This window comes from Janthinobacterium sp. 35 (assembly GCF_002754575.1).
GTDB lineage: Bacteria > Pseudomonadota > Gammaproteobacteria > Burkholderiales > Burkholderiaceae_D > Janthinobacterium > Janthinobacterium tructae.
Genome location: NZ_PEFN01000001.1, coordinates 384,056 through 404,015, shown reverse-complemented (window position 1 = coordinate 404,015; position 19,960 = coordinate 384,056). Strand labels below are relative to the sequence as shown.

The 19,960-nt window shown below is 61.7% G+C and carries 21 protein-coding genes; 14 read left to right on the top strand and 7 right to left on the bottom strand.

Annotated elements, in window-relative coordinates:
* Nucleotides 1-84 precede the first annotated feature (84 nt).
* Complete coding sequence (locus CLU93_RS01840) at nucleotides 85-1,626, bottom strand: MFS transporter (protein WP_218968320.1); 1,542 nt, start codon at nucleotides 1,624-1,626, stop codon at nucleotides 85-87.
* Between the two features lie 133 nt (nucleotides 1,627-1,759).
* Here CLU93_RS01840 and CLU93_RS01835 point away from each other — a divergent pair, with 133 nt between their 5' ends.
* The 5 genes from CLU93_RS01835 to CLU93_RS01815 all read left to right on the top strand — a co-directional run bounded on the left by CLU93_RS01835 (nucleotide 1,760) and on the right by CLU93_RS01815 (nucleotide 6,802).
* The gene (locus tag CLU93_RS01835; RefSeq protein WP_099759761.1) at nucleotides 1,760-2,674 is read left to right on the top strand and encodes a LysR family transcriptional regulator; all 915 of its coding nucleotides are present in this window, start codon (nucleotides 1,760-1,762) and stop codon (nucleotides 2,672-2,674) included.
* A 299-nt stretch (nucleotides 2,675-2,973) separates the two neighbouring features.
* A complete protein-coding gene (locus CLU93_RS01830) occupies nucleotides 2,974-4,089 on the top strand; it encodes a patatin-like phospholipase family protein (protein ID WP_099759760.1) in 1,116 nt (371 codons plus the stop codon).
* 94 nt (nucleotides 4,090-4,183) lie between these two features.
* Complete coding sequence (locus CLU93_RS01825) at nucleotides 4,184-5,830, top strand: methyl-accepting chemotaxis protein (protein ID WP_099759759.1); 1,647 nt, start codon at nucleotides 4,184-4,186, stop codon at nucleotides 5,828-5,830.
* A gap of 312 nt (nucleotides 5,831-6,142) precedes the next feature.
* A complete protein-coding gene (locus CLU93_RS01820) occupies nucleotides 6,143-6,577 on the top strand; it encodes a hypothetical protein (RefSeq protein WP_099759758.1) in 435 nt (144 codons plus the stop codon).
* 33 nt (nucleotides 6,578-6,610) lie between these two features.
* Nucleotides 6,611-6,802 (top strand): helix-turn-helix transcriptional regulator, encoded by a 192-nt coding sequence (locus CLU93_RS01815; RefSeq protein ID WP_099759757.1) that lies wholly within the window; start codon nucleotides 6,611-6,613, stop codon nucleotides 6,800-6,802.
* A gap of 128 nt (nucleotides 6,803-6,930) precedes the next feature.
* Here the strand turns inward: CLU93_RS01815 and CLU93_RS01810 are convergent, their stop codons facing one another.
* The 3 genes from CLU93_RS01810 to CLU93_RS01800 all read right to left on the bottom strand — a co-directional run bounded on the left by CLU93_RS01810 (nucleotide 6,931) and on the right by CLU93_RS01800 (nucleotide 9,441).
* Entirely contained in the window at nucleotides 6,931-7,431 is a 501-nt protein-coding gene (locus CLU93_RS01810) for a lysozyme inhibitor LprI family protein (protein WP_180287785.1), read from the bottom strand.
* Between the two features lie 116 nt (nucleotides 7,432-7,547).
* On the bottom strand, nucleotides 7,548-8,504 hold the full coding sequence (locus tag CLU93_RS01805) for a diguanylate cyclase (protein WP_099764185.1): 957 nt from the start codon (nucleotides 8,502-8,504) through the stop codon (nucleotides 7,548-7,550).
* A gap of 520 nt (nucleotides 8,505-9,024) precedes the next feature.
* A complete protein-coding gene (locus tag CLU93_RS01800) occupies nucleotides 9,025-9,441 on the bottom strand; it encodes a hypothetical protein (RefSeq protein ID WP_099759755.1) in 417 nt (138 codons plus the stop codon).
* A 349-nt stretch (nucleotides 9,442-9,790) separates the two neighbouring features.
* Here CLU93_RS01800 and CLU93_RS01795 point away from each other — a divergent pair, with 349 nt between their 5' ends.
* The 7 genes from CLU93_RS01795 to CLU93_RS01765 all read left to right on the top strand — a co-directional run bounded on the left by CLU93_RS01795 (nucleotide 9,791) and on the right by CLU93_RS01765 (nucleotide 14,981).
* Nucleotides 9,791-10,258, top strand: a complete 468-nt coding sequence (locus CLU93_RS01795) for an SRPBCC family protein (protein WP_257224832.1) — start codon at nucleotides 9,791-9,793, stop codon at nucleotides 10,256-10,258.
* A 198-nt stretch (nucleotides 10,259-10,456) separates the two neighbouring features.
* Nucleotides 10,457-11,305 (top strand): creatininase family protein, encoded by an 849-nt coding sequence (locus CLU93_RS01790; RefSeq protein WP_257224831.1) that lies wholly within the window; start codon nucleotides 10,457-10,459, stop codon nucleotides 11,303-11,305.
* A 57-nt stretch (nucleotides 11,306-11,362) separates the two neighbouring features.
* Complete coding sequence (locus CLU93_RS01785) at nucleotides 11,363-12,631, top strand: YVTN family beta-propeller repeat protein (RefSeq protein WP_071078051.1); 1,269 nt, start codon at nucleotides 11,363-11,365, stop codon at nucleotides 12,629-12,631.
* Between the two features lie 13 nt (nucleotides 12,632-12,644).
* Nucleotides 12,645-13,250 carry a pyridoxamine 5'-phosphate oxidase family protein gene (locus tag CLU93_RS01780; RefSeq protein WP_099759752.1) on the top strand — a complete coding sequence of 202 codons (606 nt, stop codon included), beginning with the start codon at nucleotides 12,645-12,647 and terminating at the stop codon, nucleotides 13,248-13,250.
* An 83-nt stretch (nucleotides 13,251-13,333) separates the two neighbouring features.
* Nucleotides 13,334-13,705 carry a VOC family protein gene (locus CLU93_RS01775; RefSeq protein WP_099759751.1) on the top strand — a complete coding sequence of 124 codons (372 nt, stop codon included), beginning with the start codon at nucleotides 13,334-13,336 and terminating at the stop codon, nucleotides 13,703-13,705.
* A gap of 27 nt (nucleotides 13,706-13,732) precedes the next feature.
* Nucleotides 13,733-14,068, top strand: coding sequence for a hypothetical protein (locus tag CLU93_RS01770; RefSeq protein WP_099759750.1), 336 nt, complete (start codon nucleotides 13,733-13,735; stop codon nucleotides 14,066-14,068).
* A 274-nt stretch (nucleotides 14,069-14,342) separates the two neighbouring features.
* Nucleotides 14,343-14,981 (top strand): phasin family protein, encoded by a 639-nt coding sequence (locus CLU93_RS01765; RefSeq protein ID WP_099759749.1) that lies wholly within the window; start codon nucleotides 14,343-14,345, stop codon nucleotides 14,979-14,981.
* 116 nt (nucleotides 14,982-15,097) lie between these two features.
* Here CLU93_RS01765 and CLU93_RS01760 read toward each other — a convergent pair whose 3' ends face one another.
* Together CLU93_RS01760 and CLU93_RS01755 are read right to left on the bottom strand one after the other, a co-directional pair.
* Entirely contained in the window at nucleotides 15,098-16,135 is a 1,038-nt protein-coding gene (locus CLU93_RS01760; RefSeq protein WP_099759748.1) for an alpha/beta hydrolase, read from the bottom strand.
* 105 nt (nucleotides 16,136-16,240) lie between these two features.
* On the bottom strand, nucleotides 16,241-17,131 hold the full coding sequence (locus CLU93_RS01755) for a LysR family transcriptional regulator ArgP (RefSeq protein ID WP_099759747.1): 891 nt from the start codon (nucleotides 17,129-17,131) through the stop codon (nucleotides 16,241-16,243).
* A gap of 204 nt (nucleotides 17,132-17,335) precedes the next feature.
* Between CLU93_RS01755 and CLU93_RS01750 the strand changes: the two genes are divergently transcribed.
* Nucleotides 17,336-17,941, top strand: a complete 606-nt coding sequence (locus CLU93_RS01750) for a LysE/ArgO family amino acid transporter (RefSeq protein WP_099759746.1) — start codon at nucleotides 17,336-17,338, stop codon at nucleotides 17,939-17,941.
* Here CLU93_RS01750 and CLU93_RS01745 read toward each other — a convergent pair whose 3' ends face one another.
* Nucleotides 17,942-19,372 (bottom strand): coniferyl aldehyde dehydrogenase, encoded by a 1,431-nt coding sequence (locus CLU93_RS01745; protein ID WP_099759745.1) that lies wholly within the window; start codon nucleotides 19,370-19,372, stop codon nucleotides 17,942-17,944.
* A gap of 130 nt (nucleotides 19,373-19,502) precedes the next feature.
* Here CLU93_RS01745 and trxC point away from each other — a divergent pair, with 130 nt between their 5' ends.
* Nucleotides 19,503-19,955 (top strand): thioredoxin TrxC, encoded by a 453-nt coding sequence (trxC, locus tag CLU93_RS01740; protein WP_099759744.1) that lies wholly within the window; start codon nucleotides 19,503-19,505, stop codon nucleotides 19,953-19,955.
* Nucleotides 19,956-19,960: the final 5 nt, after the last annotated feature.

Genomic DNA, 19,960 nt, shown 5'->3' with positions numbered 1-19,960 from the left:
TTTGATGTGTTGCGGAGAAACATCAAAGGCGGGCGGCGGCGCGGGGGCGCCGCCGTGTGCGGCAAGAGAAACTACGATGGTGAATTATTGCTGTGCCTTGCAGGCGGGCAGGGCGGCCGTGTCCGTTGCGGCAGGCGCAGGATGACGCAAAAATGCCAGGATCAGCAGGGCCGAGGCCGTCGTAATGCTGGCCAGCACATACAGCAAGTGGCGGAACGCCGTGCCATACGCTTGCGCCAGTTCGGCCGCGCCCGCCTGCGGCAACAGGGTAGCCGCATGGCGCAGCTCGCCCAGCGCCAGGAAGGGGCCCGCATGCGCCGCCTGTTGCGCGCCGATGCCGGCAAGGCCGGCGCGGCCCAGCGCCGCCACGGCAAAGGTGCCCAGCAGCGCGCTGACGATGGCCAGCGCCAGGCCTTCGCCCGCCACACGCGTCGTATTGAAGATGCCGGCCGCCATGCCGGCCCGCTCGACGGGCACGACGCTGATGGCCAGGCCATCCATCAAGCCCCAGGGCAGGCTGATGCCGCAGCCGATCAGCAGCAGCGGTCCCAGCAAGCTGGCGGGCGACTGTCCTGGCGCGCAGGTGGACAACCACAGCAAGCCGCCTGCCGCCAGCAGCAAGCCGCAGGCGCAGATGTGCGCGGCGGCAATGCGCTGCGCCGCCATGCCGGCCAGGATAGGCAGCACCAGCATGGGCGCCGACAGGGCGATCATCATGCGTCCCGCTTCCAGCGCGCTGTAGCCTTCGATGCCGATGAAGCGGGCCGGCAACAATACCAGCAGTACGACAAAGGAAAACGCGGGCGCGGCGGCCAGCAGTTGCACGCCGGCAAAGGCGGGCAGGCGAAACAGGGTCAAGTCCAGCATGGGCCGCGCGGCGCGGCGCTCCACGCGGATGAACGCGGCCAGCAGCAGGGCCGCGCTACCGAGCAGCCCCACGCTGGCCGCGCTGTCCCAGCCACTGTCGGGCGCCTGCAGCAAGCCATACGTAAACAGCGACAGCGCGCCGGTAAACGTCAGCGCGCCGGGCCAATCGACGCCCTGCGCCTGCGGGTCGCGCGATTCGCGCATGGCGCGCGCGGCGGCCAGCAGGGCGGTCAGGCCGGCCACGGCCGTGGCGATGAAGATGGCGCGCCAGCCCGTGTGCGTGATCAAGGTGCCGGCCAGGAAGGGACCGAAAGCCAGGCCCACGCCGAAGGCCGTGCCGATCAGGCTGAAGGCGCGCGCGCGGGCCGCGCCATCGAATTCCTGCGCCAGGGCCGCCAGTCCGCTCGACAGGGCCATGGCGCAACCGAGGCCCTGGACGGTGCGCAGCACGTCGAGCCACACAATGCCGGGCGCGGCTGACAGCGCCAGCGCGGCGGCGGAAAACACGCCCATGCCCAGCAAGAACACGCGCTTGCGGCCATAGCGGTCGGCCAGCGCGCCGGCCACCATCAGGCAGCCGCCAAAGCTGAGCATGAAGGCATTCGTGATCCACGCCAGCGCCAGCGGCGTGCCATGCAAGTCGGCGGCGATGGCGGGGATGGCGATGGCCGGCCCCGTAAAACTGAGCGGCATGCACAGCGCGGCCAGGCAGACGGCGGCCAGCACGAAGGCGCGCCGGGCCGGGGAGGCTGGCTTCATACGGTAGTTTGTATCCATGGGAGTGATTCCAGAAAGAGGGAATCTGATGATAATATGGACGCAATCGATGAAAAAGTGGCTGAAAATCCACTCATAACGGACAAATATTCCTTAATGGAGATGGCGAGGTGGCATGGATAATCTGAACGGCATTGCCGCCTTCGTGCGCGCGGCGGAAACTTCCAGTTATGTGGCGGCCGGCCGGCTGCTTGGCGTGTCGGCCTCGGCCGTTGGGAAGAGCGTGGCACGGCTGGAAGAAAAGCTGGGCGTGCGCCTGCTCAACCGCAGCACGCGGCGCATCAGCCTGAGCAACGAGGGCGCGCTGTTTTACGAGCGCTGCCAGCGCATCCTGGCCGACCTCGGTGATGCCGAGGCGGAATTGTCGCACCTGGCCGAGGCGCCGCGCGGCAAGCTCAAGGTCAGCTTGCCCGTGATCGGTTACCGCATCATCCTGCCCCTGCTGGCGGACTTTACGCGCAAGTACCCGGAGATCGAGCTCGACCTCGATTTCAACGACCGCCTGGTCGACGTGGTGGCCGAAGGCGTCGACGTGGCCGTACGCAGCGGCAGCTTGACGGATTCGCGGCTGATGGCGCGCGAACTGGGGCCGTTCGCGTTTGCCATCGTGGGCTCTCCCGCGTATTTTGCCCGCCATGGCGTGCCGGCCACGCCGCGCGCGCTGGAAGGGCACGCCTGCGTGCGCTATAAATTCCCCACCACGGGCAAGTTGCAGGAATGGACGCTGCAGCGTGCCGAGGGCGACAGCGGCGGCGAACTGCGTTTGCCGACGGCCTTGACCTGCAACAATATCGAAGCCTTGATCGGCGCCGCCACGCAGGGCGTGGGCCTCGCGTATTTGCCCGACTTTATCGTGCGCGACGCTATCGGGCGGGGCGAACTGCAAGCCGTGCTCGGCGACTACCTGCTGTACGCGAGCAAGTTCTGGGTGCTGTGGCCATCGAGCCGCCATCTGTCACCGAAAATCCGCGTCTTTGTTGACCATCTGTGTACCCACCTGCATTTTTCAGCCCCACCTCCCGTCCCCTGAGCGGCCTGGCCGCCGCCATGGCGGCCAGTTGCGGAATATTCCTACCCCAAAGAGATTTTTCTTAACATTGCGAAATATTTATTTGCTGCGATGCGTCACGCCACGCCGCGTGCCGTCAACTTATACCCTTTCTGAATACCCATCATGCGTTAATTAAATTGCCATAAGGAATTTAATTATGTTAATTTCATATCTGTTTCGGCAATATTGCAATAGTTTCCTGTTGCTGGAACATGGGCATGCATCAGCGTAGTCACCAACAATTAGGGCGTGAGCCCGGTTCCATTCAGGGAGTGTGCATGAAGACAGCAAGCACGACGCCGCCACATCCGGCGCCAGCCGCGACACCTGCCCGCAAGACGGGCCTGCTGCTTGGTGGCGGTGCACCAAATTCCACCTTGATCGCGGGCGCGCTGGCCGCGTTTCTCGATGAAGGCATCGAATTCGACGTCATTTCCGCCTCCGGCGCCGGTGTGCTGATGGGCTTGCTTTACACGACGCCGCACGAAGCCGCGCCGCGCCAGGCCTTGCAAAGCTGGGCCGACACGGGCGTGGCCGACAGCATCTACAAGATGATTCCGATTAACTACAAGGTGTTCCAGAAGCCGGGCATGCAGGCGAGCACTTTCCGCGACGCCTTCCAGCCGCCGGCCAACAATCCTTTTTTTCAGGCGTTCCAGCAAACGTTTGCGGGCGTGCCCACGGCCTGGTCGGACTGGGGGAAATTGATGGTGTCATCGCTGTCGCCATCGGACCTGTCGGCCAAAAGCCTGGGCCTGTGCGCGCATCTGCCCTTCCTGGAAAAAGCCGTGGATTTCTCGGGCGTGGCGCGCATGCGCCCCGATTTCTACATCAATGCCTACAACCTCAGCGAGCACCGCATGCAAATCTGGGGCAAGCACGAGATCGCACCGATCCACGTGCGCGCGGCCCTGTCGTTTCCCTTTCTGTATGCGCCCACCACCATCGATGGCGACGACTACATCGAAGGCGCGGCGCTCGACACGCTCAATTTCGAGCCGTTTATCGAAGGCAAGGGCGAACACGCTGACGCCGACACCCTGGTCATCCTCGACATCCTCGGCGACGAACGCCTGCTGCGCAAGCCGCGCAATCTGTACGACGCCTGGGTGCGCTCCATCATCACGCCACTGGTGAAAATTTCCAAAAGCGAACTGCGCCTGTTCGAGCTTGAGCACAACACGGATGCACGCACGGGCCAGCCCAAGCGGCGTCTGCTGAAACTCGATCTGATGGGCGGCATCCCGGAGCAACACTGGCCCGACACCCTGGACTGGTCCAGTTCGAACATGCAGCTGCTGTTCGACGTGGGCCACAAGGCGGGCCTGGCGTTTTGCCGCCAGCATGGCGACTTGCTGCGCCGCACGCCTGAAGTTTCCCCGCTGGCGGCCTAAAGCGCGCGCCGTTTGCAACCGGTCCCGGCCACCTGATCGGCAGCTACTCATCCCGCCTGGCCCTGCCAGGCTGCTTTTTTGACTGTGAAACACCATGAATATCACCAAGCAATTAATTCTGACCCTCACCATCGCCTTGCTGGCCCTGCTATTGCTGGGCGCCGGCGGCGCCATCCAGCTGCAGCGCGCCCAGGAACGTTTTGACACCGTGCAAAACCGCATCATCCCCAGCATCCAGGGCTTAAATGCGGCCAAGGGTTTCCTGGCCGATTCGCGTCTGGCCGGCTACCGCTTGTCCGTATTCTCGAACCTGGCCGACAAGACGGCGCTGGACAAGGCCGTGGCCAGCGCCAACACGAATTTCGACAAGGTCATCGCCACCTACCGCGCCGAGCGCCTGTACGACGCGACGGACAGCAAGATGCTCGACGCCGACCAGGCCGCCATGGAAGCGTACCGCCGCGCGCTGGTGCCATTCTTTGCCGCCGCCTACGCGGGCGACATGGATGGCGTGCGTGCCACCTTGCTGGCCGGCACGCCGCTGGCCATCACGGCCGCTGCCGCGAAAAAGAGCATGGATGACCATATCGCCTACAACAACAAGCTGGTCGATGACGTGAAGGCTGAAAGCCTGGCCGCCTACGACACGGCGTTCAATACCATGCTGGCCGTGCTGGGTGTAGCCGTGCTGCTGACGGGCGCGCTGGCCTGGCATATCTACCGCACCATCAGCGGCGGCCTGGGCAATATCGAAAACACCTTGGAGCGCGTCAGCGCCTCGCTGGACCTGTCCGCCGCCATGCCCGTCGAGCGCATGGATGAAGTGGGCCGTACGGCCACCGCCTTCAATAAATTCCTCGAGCGCATCGTCGACGTGATCGCCACCGTGCGCACCTCGGCCGATACGGTCAGCGTTGCGGCCGCGCAGATTTCCGCCGGCAATGCGGACCTGTCCGTGCGCACGGAGCAGCAGGCGTCGTCGCTGGAAGAAACCGCCTCCAGCCTGGAAGAGCTGACCTCGGCCGTGCGCCAGAATACGGACAATGCGCGCCAGGCGAATACCCTGGCCGTGTCCGCCTCGGACGTGGCCCGCAAGGGTGGCGCCGTAGTGGCGCAAGTGGTGGGCACGATGGGTTCCATCAACGAATCGGCGAAGAAGATCGCCGACATTATCGGCGTGATCGACGGCATTGCCTTCCAAACCAACATTTTGGCGCTGAATGCGGCTGTCGAAGCGGCGCGCGCGGGCGAGCAGGGCCGTGGCTTCGCCGTGGTCGCCACCGAGGTGCGCAACCTGGCGCAGCGCTCGGCGGCTGCGGCCAAGGAAATCAAGGGATTGATCGAGGATTCCGTGGATAAAGTCAACACGGGCAGTGTGCTGGTCGACCAGGCCGGCGCGACGATGGAAGAAATCGTCGCCAGCATCCGTCGCGTGACGGACATCATGGGCGACATCGCCAACGCCAGCCACGAGCAGAGCGCCGGCATCGAGCAGGTGAACCAGGCCATTTCGCAAATGGATCAGGTGACCCAGCAGAATGCGGCCCTGGTGGAAGAGGCGGCCGCCGCAGCGTCTTCGCTGCAAGAGCGCGCCGTGGAACTGGTCGACGTGGTGGCCGTGTTCCGCCTGCGTGGCGATGCCCAGGCCAAATCGTTGAAAGTGGCGGGCGGCTTGCCGGCCCCGGTTTCAAGCGCCGCCAGCCGCCGCCTGGCGCTGCCCGGCCGCAGCGCCCGCGCTTGAACCTTGTGACTGCCCCGGTACGCCGGGGTTTTGCTTTGCTGCTGGCGTCGTCGGATGGGGGCCTTGAGTTCTGCGACTGTGGCGAGTGGCAGTAAAGTTGTTCGGGCTGGCAGGGCGGAAGGGACGGTGGGCGGCGCCGTCCGGTTTCGCAGTAGTCAAGGTGTCTGCCTGACTGTCGGGCGCGTGAGTCCGCTTGCGCCCCAAAGCAGTCGTTGTATAACAATTGCGATCCAAGCAGTGCAAATGTAACCTATACGTTACTTTTTGTCCGCGATGAGTTACACTTGAGTTTCCAAATACAAGGAGGTAAGTATGGCTGACAAACTGTACCCTATCGACGCTGCCGCCCGCGTAGCGCACCGCCATTTGCTTATCATTCTGGGGTTCGTGCTTTTACTCGGCATTGCGGCGCTCTTGCAGTTCGCCAGCACAGATCTGGCCCGAATAGGCAACGCGCTGTGGTTGGTAATGCCTATTGTGATCATAATAGTCGCTGGCGCCCTGTCCTCCATGCTGAAGCGAGTTGATAAAGCTAGCATGAAAGCGGTTCGTAACGACGAGTTTCGTCAGGCAGGTTTGCAAGGCGCATTGCGAAATGGTTTCTTGGTGACGCTCGCACTCCAACCCATACTGGCTGTAGGATTGTCCTTGAGTTCTTTTGAACACGAGGCCGCTGTCATGGCAGCGGTGACTATTATTGCCGCTAGCGTGACCGTACTAGCCAGTTTGATCTGGCACGACCGTTGACAGGCTTTGAAAGTGGATCGACTGACAACTACAATGCGAGTCCATCGCGCGCGGATGGACCTTACGCAGGCGGAAGTGGCCGAGCGCGCCGGCATCACGCGCAAGTCCATTAATGCAATTGAATCTGGACAAATGGTGCCATCAACCATTCTTGCGCTCAAATTGGCGCGGGCTCTTGGCTTGACAGTTGAAGAACTGTTTTCCCTTCAACCTAGTTCAGAGTGAGATGTTAAGAACCATTCACAATGTCTGCTCCTGGCCGGTTGCCGCCGTTGGCGGGGTCCGCCCCCTGGCGGACGTAGCAGTCGAAGCGCGTTAAAACGGGACTAAAAGCCAGCAGGCCTCGCCCCGTGTCATAGCTTGCCCGAAGCAGGAGTGCGTTTACGCTCTGGCAAGGTGAACTCTTTCCTCGTTCCATAAAACTCATCCTTGAATTCTATGCAGCCATTACAGGGCCTAACGGTTTCTAACACCGATATGCGCTGTTCAGTCAGCTGCATCAAACACAGGTCCATCGAAAAGTTGTAAGCACTTGCGCCATGCATCGCCGCGTTCTGGAACTTGCACTCCGCGTCGCGGAAAACAATCCATGCACGTTGCGCGCGTTGCAACCCTTGTGGCTTGGTAAGCGCGTACATCAATGTCTTGTAGACGACGTTTAAGCGCGCGTCGGATTCTTTTAGTTCTCGACTCATGCAGAAGGTATTTTCAAGATTATTACTTTCTTCGCAATGCTCCTGCTTGATCGATGCCATATCGCTTTGTTGTTCGGAAGCATTGGTCAAGGACGACAGCGAAAGGCACAAGAAAACAACGCCCAACATGGACAACCGGCTTAAAACGGTATTTCTCACGAGCACTCGCTCCTTCTTGTACTGGATCGTATGGAGGTCCGCTTCTGGCCGGTTGCCATCATCGGCAGCTTCCGCCCCAAAGCAGAAATTCGGCTTGTGAGCACTAGTGCGGAGGCTTACGACTCGACGTCGCATATACGGTCGCGTCCCCCGGACTTGGCCTGATAAAGACGGCGGTCTATTCTATCGAGAAAAACATGGGGGTCAACCAGGGCCCCGGGCAAGATAGTGCCGACGCCCATGCTGACAGTGACTAAGCGACCAACGCCGGAGCGTGCATGCTCGATTTCCTTGCGCGCCAGCAGCTTGCGACAGCGCTCGGCCACGTTGCGGGCTGCGCCCTCGTCCGTGGCTGGCAGCAGCAGCACAAACTCCTCGCCTCCCAGGCGGGCGCACAGGTCGCGCGAACGTGAAGCGCCCTCATCCATTGCCTGGGCCACACGACGCAAACAGTCGTCACCTTGCATGTGGCCATAATGATCGTTGTACTGTTTAAAATAATCTATGTCGATCACGATCAGCGACAGCGGTTCGCCAGTGGCGCGCGCCTTGGCCCATTCGATCGCGTACAGCGTGTCGAACATGCGGCGGTTTGCAACGCCTGTCAGGCTGTCGCGGTAGGTGAGCACTTCCAGTTCGCGCTGCAACTGGAGGATCTTGTCCTCTGCCTGCTTACGCTCGGTAATGTCAAACATGAAGCCAACCAGCGATTCGACGCTGCCGTCCTGGCGACGCACCACGTGCACGACGTCTCGGATCCAAAGCTGTTCTCCGCCGGACGTTAGCGCCCGATAGTCGGCTTCGTGATCGAGGCCCATCTGCGACTGTGCGACACAAAAATCGACCGTCTTCTTGCGATCCTCCTCCAGGATGCGTTCGGCCCAGTCGTTTACGGACAGCCAACTTGACTGTTTCCAACCGAGCAACTCCTCAATTTGAGGGCCAATGTAAGTGAAGCGCATCGTGGCCCAGTCGATTCGCCACGGAATTGCGCGGGTCGACTCCAGCAGTGTTCGATAGACACCTGAATCGTCGCAGGCGACGATGGAAGAATCGAGAGTAGGGGTAGTCATCATGAATGAATGTGAGAAGGAAGGTATTGTGTACTGGATGTCCTGTATGGCCGGTTGCCGTCGTTGGCAGGCCCGCCCCATGACAGGCTTTACTGAGTGTTTGCAACAGTCATCCAGCCACAGCTTATGAGTAGCTCAGCAGTGTCTAGTGAATTCGTGGCAATGTAAACATCCAGCAGCATCGTCACTGTCGACAATACCAGCAACTGTAGCAAAGCGGGAAACAAAGCTCGTGGTATCGGCTGCATGAACTTCCGTTGCAAGCTCTTCGTCGCTGAGGCCAACGCAGATTTATTGCTGCCTACGCAAGAAAATAGCACCGATAATGCCAAGGAAAAAATCCTGACATGAGCCGGTACAACTTCAGGTGCAAAGGTGCAGGCAAAGAAAATTAACGAGAAAGAGAAATGCGGGAAATTTTCTGTCCCAGCTGAAGCTGCATTTCATATTCCATCATTTCATTATTGATTTTAGTTACTCAGGTTTCGCTTCAACGGCGGCTCCTGGCCGAACGCTGCCTTTAATCATAGGCCATTCGCTGCCCCACCTCGTATGCATTTTCATGGCAATAAAACAGGATAAGCGGCGTGTCGTTCGAATAGATCATCGCGTCGTCACGTGAAGGGACAACAATATCCGACCAATTTTCGACCAGGAACACACTGCTGCATACGAAGCATTCGTCTTCTCCAAACACAACTACGACCTGCTGACTTCCCGGCATACGGGCACGTAACCACCTGGTTGCGCTGACCACGTCATCGCCGAATGCGAACCGCTCGATGGAGGCAACGGTGTTAACGTCCAGGCCGAGATGCGTCTTCGAATCATGAAGGCCCACTAAATGATATGCGTGGCGAGCATCCTCGGCATCAAGCCAGACGATATCCGCAGCGTGATGCTTTAGCTCTTCAACCCGCCAATGTGTCGCGTTCATAATCTCTCAACATCCTATAGGCTCACGGTCATGACGAGCGGCAGCTTGTGGTTCCTGCTCACTGGCGCACCCCTTAATCTTGGCGCTAAATAAGGCTGTCATGATGGTCCGGCTTTGTCTGCGACAAGTATAGCCAGAATTCAACTTTATTTATATGGCAAGAAAACAGTGTATCCTCCAATTGCGGCAGGTATATTTTTTATCGATGTACAGGAAAAGCCGCAGTGTTTGTTCCTGCTGGCGGAGTATCTTTTGATAATTGCTATGCCGCTGACCAATACCCAGGCACTGCGCGATGCCGGATAGCAGACGCAGTTACTTTTATCACAATGATAGGGAGATCCCCCAATTGGCGCATATTGAAGAAAGCATCCACATTGCAGTCCCGCCCACGGTCATCGATCAAATCTGGAGTGAAGTCGACCGATGGCACTTGTGGGATCCGGATACCAAGCAAGCCCGGCTCAATGGGCCATTCGCAACTGGAACACCGGGCAGGATCGTGCCGAACAAGGGGATGGGTATTCCGATGCTGCTTACCGAGCGCACCGCAGGCCGCTCGTTCACCGTCGAGGGCTACATCCCGCTGTTCCGCATCCACTTCGAGCACACGGTTGCCGCGGTAGATGGCGGAGCGGAAGTCGTTCACCGTGTGTGGTTCACTGGAGCGCTTGCTTTTCTGTTCGGACCAGGCGTTGCCAAACAAGTCAGGCTAGGGCTACCCAAAACGATGCGCTCGCTCAAGGCCTATGCCGAGAAACGCCACGCGGCTCTCCATGATGGCGAGGTGGACGGGGCCAAGGCGACAACAGTCTGACAGATAGTTTCCCCTCGTCAATTCCTTGCAAAGCACCGCGTCAAATTAACGTGCCCTTCCCGTCATGATGGAATACAATTCCTGCGTGGCAGCCAGCTTGCCTGGCAAGGCCGGGCACGGCGTCACGCTTTGACCTTGGAAAGATGTTTGCTTATGACGCTGCAGTTCCCTCTGCCGAATGTACCTCTTGCGCCGCGTGTGCCCTCCATACTGTCCAAGCCATTCGGCTCCGTGTTTTCCTTGACCCTGTTCTGCCTGATTCCTGCCGCGTCCGCCCTGGCGGCCACGCCTGCCAGCAGCAGTGTCATGCTGGAAGAGCTGACCAGCACGGAGTTGCGCAGCCGTATCGACCACGGCGCCACCACCGTGCTGGTGCCGATCGGCGGCGTCGAGCAGAGCGGGCCGTATATCGCGCTGGGCAAGCACAATGTGCGCGCCGCTCTGTTGGCGCGCCAGATTGCGCAAAAGCTGGGCAACACCATCGTCGCGCCCGTCGTGTCCTACGTGCCGGAAGGCAGTATTTCTCCACCAGCCGGCCACATGCGCTTTGCCGGCACGATTTCGATACCGCCAGCCGCCTTCGAGGCCGTGCTGGAAGGCGCGGCCGCCAGCCTGCGCCAGCATGGTTTCCGTGACATCATTTTCCTCGGTGATCACGGTGGTTACCAGAAGAATGAGCAGAATGTGGCGAATAAGCTCAATCGGGCCTGGGGCAAAGCTTCCACGGCGAAAGATGCGCGTGCGTATGCCTTGCTCGATTACTATGACATCACGCAATCGCAATATATTGCCGAGCTGCAGAAGCGCGGCCACAGCAGCGCCGAGATCGGTCTGCATGCAGGCTTGGCGGACGCGGCGCTGATGCTGGCGACGGACCCGTCGCTGGTGCGCAGCGAGGCCATGGCGCACGGACCGAAGCCCGGTGTGGCGGATGGCGTGCGCGGCGACGCCACGCGTGCCACGGTCGAGCTGGGCCAGATCGGCATCAAGCTGCAGGTGGACACGTCGGTGGCCGCCATCAAGCAATTGCTGCAACGTAACAAGTAAATTCTCCGCCGGCAGTCCTGAACTTCCGGCTTTTGCAACGAAACGACGCGAAATCACATGAAAAAATCTCAACGACGCACCATCGTCACCTTGTCCGCCCTGGCTGCCGCACTGGCCGGCCTGGGCGTGGCCAGCCAGGTCATCGGCGCCAGCACGCCGGTCCCCGCCGCCGCGCCGGCTGCCGCGTATTCGCCGCTGCCGGGCATGCCGCCGCTGGTGGACCCGAAAAACGTGTACGGCAGCATCGGCAGCAGCAATATGAGTCCCGTCGTCAAGGATCACTTGCGCAGAGTCTATGTGCCCAACCTGCGCTCGAACGATGTGTACGTGATCGATCAGGACAGCCTGAAAGTGGTCGACAAGTTCAAGGTCGGCAGCGGCCCGCAGCACGTGGTGCCGTCGTGGGACTTGCGCACGCTGTGGGTGGCGAACAATGCCGAACGCACGGACAAGGGCAGTCTGACGCCGGTCGACCCCTTGACGGGCAAGCCGGGCAAGGAAGTGCCCGTCGATGATCCCTACAATATGTATTTCACGCCGGATGGCAAGTCGGCCATCGTCGTGGCCGAAGCGCGCCACCGCCTCGATTTCCGCGATCCGAAGACCATGGCCGTGCAGTATTCGATCGACACGCCCCAGTGCGGCGGCATCAACCATGCGGATTTCTCGAATGACGGCCGCTACGCCATGTTCACCTGCGAGTTCGACGGCACCATCGCCAAGATCGACCTGGTGGGGCGCAAGGTCGACGGCTACCTGAAATTGCAGATGCCGGCCAAGCGTTTTGCCGAGTCCGGCCCCGTGGGCGGTCCCGCGAATGAAATCTGCAGCGTCAAGAAGGGCATGCCGCAAGACATACGCATCTCGCCGGACGGCAAGAAATTCTTTATCGCCGACATGGACGCCGACGGCGTGCACATCGTCGATGGCGCCACCCTGAAGGAAATCGGCTTCATCCAGACGGGCGTGGGCGCGCATGGCCTGTACCCGAGCCGTGACGGCAAGAAACTGTACGTGGCCAACCGCGGCACGCACCGCATCCACGGCAAGCGCAATGGCAAGGGCAGCGTCAGCGTGATCGATTTCGCCACCGAAAAAGTGGTGGCGAACTGGCCGATTCCCGGCGGCGGCAGCCCCGACATGGGCAATGTGAGCGCCGATGGCAAGTATTTGTGGCTGTCCGGCCGTTTCGACGATGTGGTGTATCGCATCGATACGAACAGTGGCGACGTGTCCAAGGTAAAAGTCGGCCAGGAACCGCACGGCCTGACCGTGTGGCCGCAGCCGGGCCGTTATTCGCTCGGCCATACGGGCAACCTGCGCTAGGCAGGGGAAGCGCATGGAAATCGATTCGCTGGAGCAACTGCGCGCGCATTATCCGCCCGCGCAGGGGCGTTCGCTGAGCAAGCAGCTCGACCGTCTCGACCCGCATTGCATCGCCTTCATCGGGCTGTCGCCGTTCGTCGTGCTGGCCACGGGCGGCGCTGGCGGCCAGCTCGACGCCTCGCCGCGCGGCGGCGCGCCCGGTTTCGTGCACGTGCTCGATGCCCATACCTTGCTGCTGCCCGATGCCAAGGGCAATAACCGCCTCGACAGTTTCAGCAATATTGCCGAGACGGGCAGGGCGGGGCTGCTGTTCATGATCCCCGGCGTCGATGAAACCTTGCGCGTAAATGGCGAGGCCAGTCTCAGCGACGATCCGGCGCTGCTGGCGCACTTTGCCGCCGAGCGCAACCCGCCACGCCTGGTCATGCGCCTGCGCGTGGCCGAGGCTTACTTGCACTGCGCCAAGGCCCTCATGCGTGCGCGCCTGTGGGACAGCACGGCGCAAGTCGAACGCTGCGTCTTGCCGACGATGGGCCAGATGATTGCGGAGCAGACGGGCGGCAGCGGGCCGCAGGAAACGCAGGCGCAGATGGTCGCCCGCTACGCGCCGGATCTGTAGCTTTGCTTGCTTTAAAGGCAATATTGGCGCATACTGCATTAGCTGTCCCCTTAGCTGTCCCCTTACCTGCGTGGAGCACCATCATGATTCTTGATCACATCGGTTTGAATGTCAGCGATGCCCAGGCCAGCAAGGCCTTCTTTTCGGCCGCCCTGGCGCCCTTGGGCGTGTCGGTGGTGATGGAAGAGCAGGGATGGGTTGGCCTGGGCAAGGATGGCAAGCCCGATTTCTGGTTTGGCGTGGGCGGCACGCCGCATGCCGGCATGCATCTCGCCTTCACGGCGGGCAACCGCGCCCAGGTGGACGCGTTTTACCAGGCGGCACTGGCAGCGGGCGGCAAGGATAACGGCGCCCCCGGCATCCGCGCCATGTATCATCCGAATTACTATGGCGCCTTCGTGCTGGGGCCGGACGGTCACAATGTCGAAGCCGTCTGCCACCATCCCGAACCCTGACACCGTTCATTACCAGAAGAGAGCAGCATGAAGCACAGCGCCACCCTGTTTGCCGACGATGCGGGCCGCTATGCCTACGTGAAAACGGGATTTTCCTGGCCGGCCCTGTTGTTGGGCTCGTTCTGGGCCGTGGCCAAGCGCCGCTGGTGGCTATTGCTGCTGATGCTGGCGATGGATGTCTGCCTGTGGTTTGGCAGCCATCTGGCCACCGAACTGCACATCGGTCCCATGATGCTGCTGATGGCCGCCGCGGAGCTCAGTTACCTGCTGGCACGTGGCTGGTATGGCAACCGCTGGCTGGAAGCTTCGCTGCGCAGCCATGGCTACAAGCCCGTCGTGCCGGGCACCGGCGCCGCGCGTTGAGCGTGCCTGGCACAGTTTTTCCTTCCTGTCACTGACGTTTGCCAAGGGCAAGCTGTCCAGCCAAAACTTTCTGCGCAGCTTAGCGCACGTTTGATCCAGATCATCCCTCACCTGCGGTGCTCACGTAGCCTTGGGACTCGCGTTGCAAAGCATCTTCCCACCAATCGGATATGTTTTTTCGCGTTTCGTGGCGTAGCCCGGTCGTCTGCTTCACCGTTCGACAACCGGGGGTGTCGCCTTGTGTCTACCCAACCGCTATTTAATGAGGAACTCCATGTATCCATATTCCCGTAGTGTTACCCCAGCCGTCAAAAACCACCTGGAAGCGCAACTGGCTTTTTTCAATGGTCTGTCGAAGTCCATGTTCCAGTCGGTGCAGCACTTCAGTGACCTGAACATGCAGCTGGCGCAAGGCTTGCTGGAAGAAACCACTGTTACCAGCCAGAACCTGCTGACGGTCGAGCGTGCCGAAGATGTGTTCCAGGTGGCTGCCGCAGCGGGCCAGCCAGCCGCCGAGCAATTGCGCAAGTATCAGCAACAGCTGTCGCGTCTGGCCGCCGATACGCAGGTCGAACTGGCCAACGTGGCCGAGCAGCATGTGAATGAAACGAGCCGTACGGCCAAGGCGCTGGCCGAAGAAGTGGCCCGCACGGCTTCGGAAGAAACGCAGAAAAACGTGCGCAAGCAGCAGGAAGCCATGCAGCGCGTCGCTGAACCGTTCCAGGCTTACCATCAAAATGGCGCCAACCGCGATCAGCAGCGCGGCGCGCAAAGCCGTGACGGTCAAAGCCTGCAAAGCGCCAGCCAGCAAGGTAGCCAGCAGTCGGCCGGCAGCGAAAGCTCCGCCAGCGGCAGCGCATCGCAAGCGGGCTCCGCACAAAGCAAAACCAGCAGCGCCAGCCGTAAAGAGTAAGCGGGCCGCTGCCGGTAGCTGAATGCCAGCTGAATCCGCATCGCAAGGGCCGAGCCTTGCGATGCGCTTGGCTTGCGCAGCATCGTGCGTAGTGGTCCGGGCAGTGCGCCCGTCCTTCAGGGGGCGGGCGTTTTGTCGTGGGCGCGCGCGATGGCAGCCTGCGTGGCGGTGCTTTGCGCCGTTGCAGGACGTGGCGGCGTGGCGGGAATTTCCCGCCCGTCCGTGCCCACGCCCGTGCCCGCGCCCGCGCCCATCTTACGTGTCAGCATGGTATCGACCTTGCTGTTGGCATCGATAAAGGCGCTCACGGCGTCCAGTGTGGGGGCCAGCATGCGCAGGGGGCTGGCCAGCGAGGCGACCAGGGTGGTATGGCTGACCTTGTCGAAATACGTTTCCGTCACGGGCCGGTTCAGCGCCCGCAAGGCGGTGGCCAGGCCGCCCGTATTGCGTTGTGGATTGACCAGCTTGTCCTGTCCGGGCAAGGGGGCGATCAGCAGGGCGGGCGGGGCCTCGGCCGTCACGTGGTGGATGGGCTGCGAAGCGGCGGGCGTATCCGGGTAAAAGAAGACGGGCCGGGTGGTGGTATTTTCGATCGGCAAGAAATCGTAGGGACCGGCCAAGCCTATCCAGCCGCGCAAGTCGTGCGGGTGCATGCCGTGGCGCGCCAGCAGGCTGGCGTCGAGCGCCAGCATCGCCGCATTGTAGGCGCCCGCGCTATGGCCCATCACGAACAAACGGGCGGGGTCGCCGCCATGGCGGCTCGATTCCATCGCGGCCCAGGCTACGGCGCGGGCGGCATCCTGCAAGATCTCCGGGTAGTGCACCTCTGGATACAGCCGGTAGTCGGCGATCACGGCCAGGTAGCCGCGCGCGGCAAGCGCGTGGCCAACGAAGGCATAGTCGGCGCGCTCGCCCGCCGTCCAGTTGCCGCCATAAAAGAACACCACCACGGGTACGGGCCCCGTGCGGGTCTTGGGGGCATACACATCGAGTTTTTGCCGTGGCAGGGGGCCGTAGGCCAGGCCCCGCGTCACTTGCGAGGCGCTGCCGGACGACAAGGCATTGATGACGCTCAAGGGTGAGCAAGCGGCCAGGCCGGCGGCGAGCGGGATGGTCGCCAGCAAACCGAGCAATGTGGTGCGCAGGGTCGTCATGCCAGCTCCTGATGGTGATGGATCATGCTTGTAGTGTAGGCCAGGCAGGGCAGGGCACACATGGGGAAGTTGCTGTCCAGCATAGATAAATGTTGCATGCGTCAATCAATCCTGTAGCAGCCATTTGCGCGCCGTGGCGATGACGGCGTCCGACAGGGTGCGCGTGAGCGGCGTCTGGATATCCCAGGCATGCCAGGTCAGGGGCACGTCGAGCGCCTGCCCGGCTGCCACGTCGACCAGCCTGCCAGTGGCCAGCGCCGTCTCCGCCTGCAGCAAAGGCACCATGCCATAGGCATAGCCCGCTTCGATGAAGCGCACGAAATCGCGCGCCGAACCGAGCACATGGTGCGGATAGCGGCCCGTGTAGCCGAGGCGGTGCTGCAGATAGCGCTCGTGCAGTGCATCCTTGCTGCCAAACGTGATGGCGGGCGCCTGGCTGACGGCCTCCACCGTAAAACCATGGGGAAACCATTGCTGCGCAAACGCGGGCGAGGCCACGCACAGGTAGCGCATGCCGCCCAGCGGCGTGGCCGTGGTGCCGGCCACCAAGTCGTTGGCGCTGGTGACGCAGGCAAATACGCGGCCTTCGCGCAGCTGGCTCAGGGTGTGGTCCTGGTCGTCGAGGCGGATATCGAGCAGGCAGGACGGCGGCGAGAGTAGCGGCCCCAGCGCTTCCGGGATCCAGGTGGCGGCGCTGTCGGCGTTGACGGCGATGGCCAGCTCCGGCAATTGCGTGGTGGGACCGGGCTGGGCGTCGAGCGCCGCCTCGAGCAGCTTGACTTGCCGGTAATGGGCGATCAGGCGCTGGCCCGCTTCCGTGGGCAGGGGCGGGTGGCTACGGATGATCAACAAAGTGCCTTCCAGGTTTTCCAGGGTGCGGATGCGCTGCGACACGGCCGGCTGGCTGATCGCCAGTGCCTGCGCGGCCTTTTCAAAGCTGCCCAGGCCAATCACGGCGTCGAGGGCGGCCAATCCACGGTAATCGACGACGCGCATAAGATTCTCTTATATATGGTTAGAATCATTCATTATACTTATATTTACTTTTTCTTTACACTGTTGAAATAGGGTAACAACTCCACTCTCCCGCGCGGTCCTCCTGGTTCCGCACCACCCTCCACCTACCTCTGATGACTTTGCCGTTGCCGGCAGAGCGTGGGCGGCCGTGCGCGTGATGGAAAGCAATAGAAAGGAATCGATATGGACAGCGCAATTTTCTTGAAAGGCATGGGGCTCGGAGCGAGCCTGATCGTGGCCATCGGCACGCAGAATGCATTCTTGCTCAAGCAGGGGCTGAAGCGCCATTACGTGCTCACCTGCATACTCGTCTGTTTGCTGTGCGACGCGATTTTGATCACGGCCGGCGTGGCCGGCATGGGCACTTTCATTGCCGACAATCCTAATTTCTTGCTGTGGGCCAAGGCTGGTGGCGCCACGTTCCTGATCGCGTATGGCTTGCGGGCGGCCAAGTCGGCCTGGCGTCCAACGGCCCTGACGGTATCGGCGGCCAAGTCGCCCGAAGGCTACTGGGCCGTGATCGGCGCGGCATTGGCGTTCAGCCTGCTGAACCCGCACGCCTTCCTCGACACGGTCATCCTGCTCGGTTCGATCGGCGGACAGCATGAAGGTGTGGGACGCTTCTACTTTGCCGGTGGCGCCATCTTGGCTTCGGCCCTGTGGTTCTTCCTGCTGGGCTTTGGCGCCCGCTACCTGGCGCCCGTGTTTGCCAAGCCCATGGCCTGGCGCGTGCTCGATGGCATCATCGCCGTCGTCATGTGGGCCATCGCCGCCTCGCTGTTCCTGTAATCAGCGGGTCAGGAAGTTCAATACGCGGCTGGCCAGCTTGCCATACGGCGGCCACAGCAGTTTCAACGCGCTGTAGCGCGCCTGATAAAACACGGGGCGCAGCTTGCTGAAGGTGTGAAAACCTTCCACGCCGTGGTAGTGGCCCATGCCGGACTCGCCCACGCCGCCGAAGGGCAAATCGTGCTGGCCCACATGGTACAGCGCGTCGTTGACGGACACGCCGCCCGACATCACCCGGTCGATCAGCAACTGCACCGTACTTGTTTCGTTGCTGAACGGATAGATGGCCAGCGGCCGCGGCCCAGCGTTGATGCTGTCGATCACCGTGTTCAGGTCTGTATAGCCGCGCAGCGGCAGGATGGGGCCAAAGATTTCGCGCGTCAGCAGCAGGCTGTCTGCGGGGGCGTCGAGCACGATGTGCGGCGCGATCTTGCGCGTGGCCCGGTCGTGGCTTGGGCCCGGCAGCAGCGCAATCACTTGCGCGCCCCGTTCCCGCGCATCGTCGAGCGCCTGCAGCAGGCGCTCAAAGGCGGCCTCGTCGATGATGGACGTGTAATCGGGCGTGTCGAGCCGCGGGTAGCGCGCGGGCATGATCTGGCGCGCATGCTCGACGAAGGCGGCGATGCTGGCCTCGGGCAGCCAGGCGTGGTCGACGCTGGTGCAGATTTGCCCCGCGTTGAGGTATTTGACAAACAAAATGCGTTCGGCTGCCGTACGCACATCGAAATCGGCGCAGACGATGGCCGGCGCCTTGCCGCCCAGCTCCAGCGTCACGGGGCACAGATTGTGCGCGGCCGCCGCCATGACGGCGCGGCCCGTCTGGCCGGAGCCCGTAAACAGCAGGTGGTCGAACGGCAGTTGTGAAAATTCAATACCCACGCCGCCCGTCTCGTCAAAAAACTGCAGCTTGTCCGGCGGAAAATAGGCGGGCATCTTCTCGATCAAGAGTTGCGCCAGGTGGCGTGAATTCTCGCTCATCTTGACCATGGCGCGGTTGCCGGCGGCGAAGATGTAGGTCAAAGGCACCAGGCTCAGGTTGATGGGGAAATTCCACGGCACGATAACGCCCACCACGCCCAGCGGCTGGGGCAGTACGCGGTTGCGGGCGCCTGGAAAAGTGCGCCAGTCCACGCTGCGGCGTTGCGGCTTCATCCATTTTTTCAACTGTTTCAGTACGTGATCGATCCCGTCGATGGCGGGAAAGATCTCCGCCAGCAAGGTTTCGTGCCGGGAGCGGTTGCCATAATCGGCGCTGATCGCTTCGCATAGCGCGTCTGTATGCTCGCGGATGAAGCGCTGCAAGGTTTGCAGGTCGCGTTTGCGCTCGGCCAGCGTGGGTAGGGGGTGGGCCCGGCAGGCGGCACGCTGCACGGCCAGGGCGGCAGCCAGCCCGGCGTTCTTCAGCTCCATGTTGTTTGCGACATCAGGCATGTTTCTCCTTGGCTGGCTGGGCAATATGCGCGCCATTCCAGCACACTATAGTGGACTATGCGGATCAGCGCCGCCGCACGATACGCCGTAAAATGTCCGGCAACTGTACGCTACCCTTTCCAGGAATGCCATGACCCCGACCACGCCAGATTCCCTGCACATCGTGTGCCCCCATTGCGACGCCGTCAACCGTTTGCCGGCCGCGCGCTTGATTGAACAGCCCACTTGCGGCAAGTGCCAGAAGGATTTGTTTACGGGCCAGCCCGTGGACTTGGCCAGCGCCCGTTTCCTCAAGCATATCGAACGCAGCGACATTCCCGTGCTGGTGGATTTCTGGGCGCCCTGGTGTGGCCCGTGCCGCAGCATGGCGCCATTCTATGTGCAGGCCGCCAAGACCCTGGAGCCGGCGTTTCGTGTCGTCAAGGTCAATACGGAAGCGTCGCCAGACCTGGGCAGCCGTTTCAATATCCGCAGCATTCCCACCCTGGCCCTGTTTTTGCGCGGCGTGGAAGTGGCGCGCCAGCCGGGCGCCATCGATGCGAATGCCATCGTCGCCTGGGCCAGGGACAAAGCCCGCCTGTGAGCCGC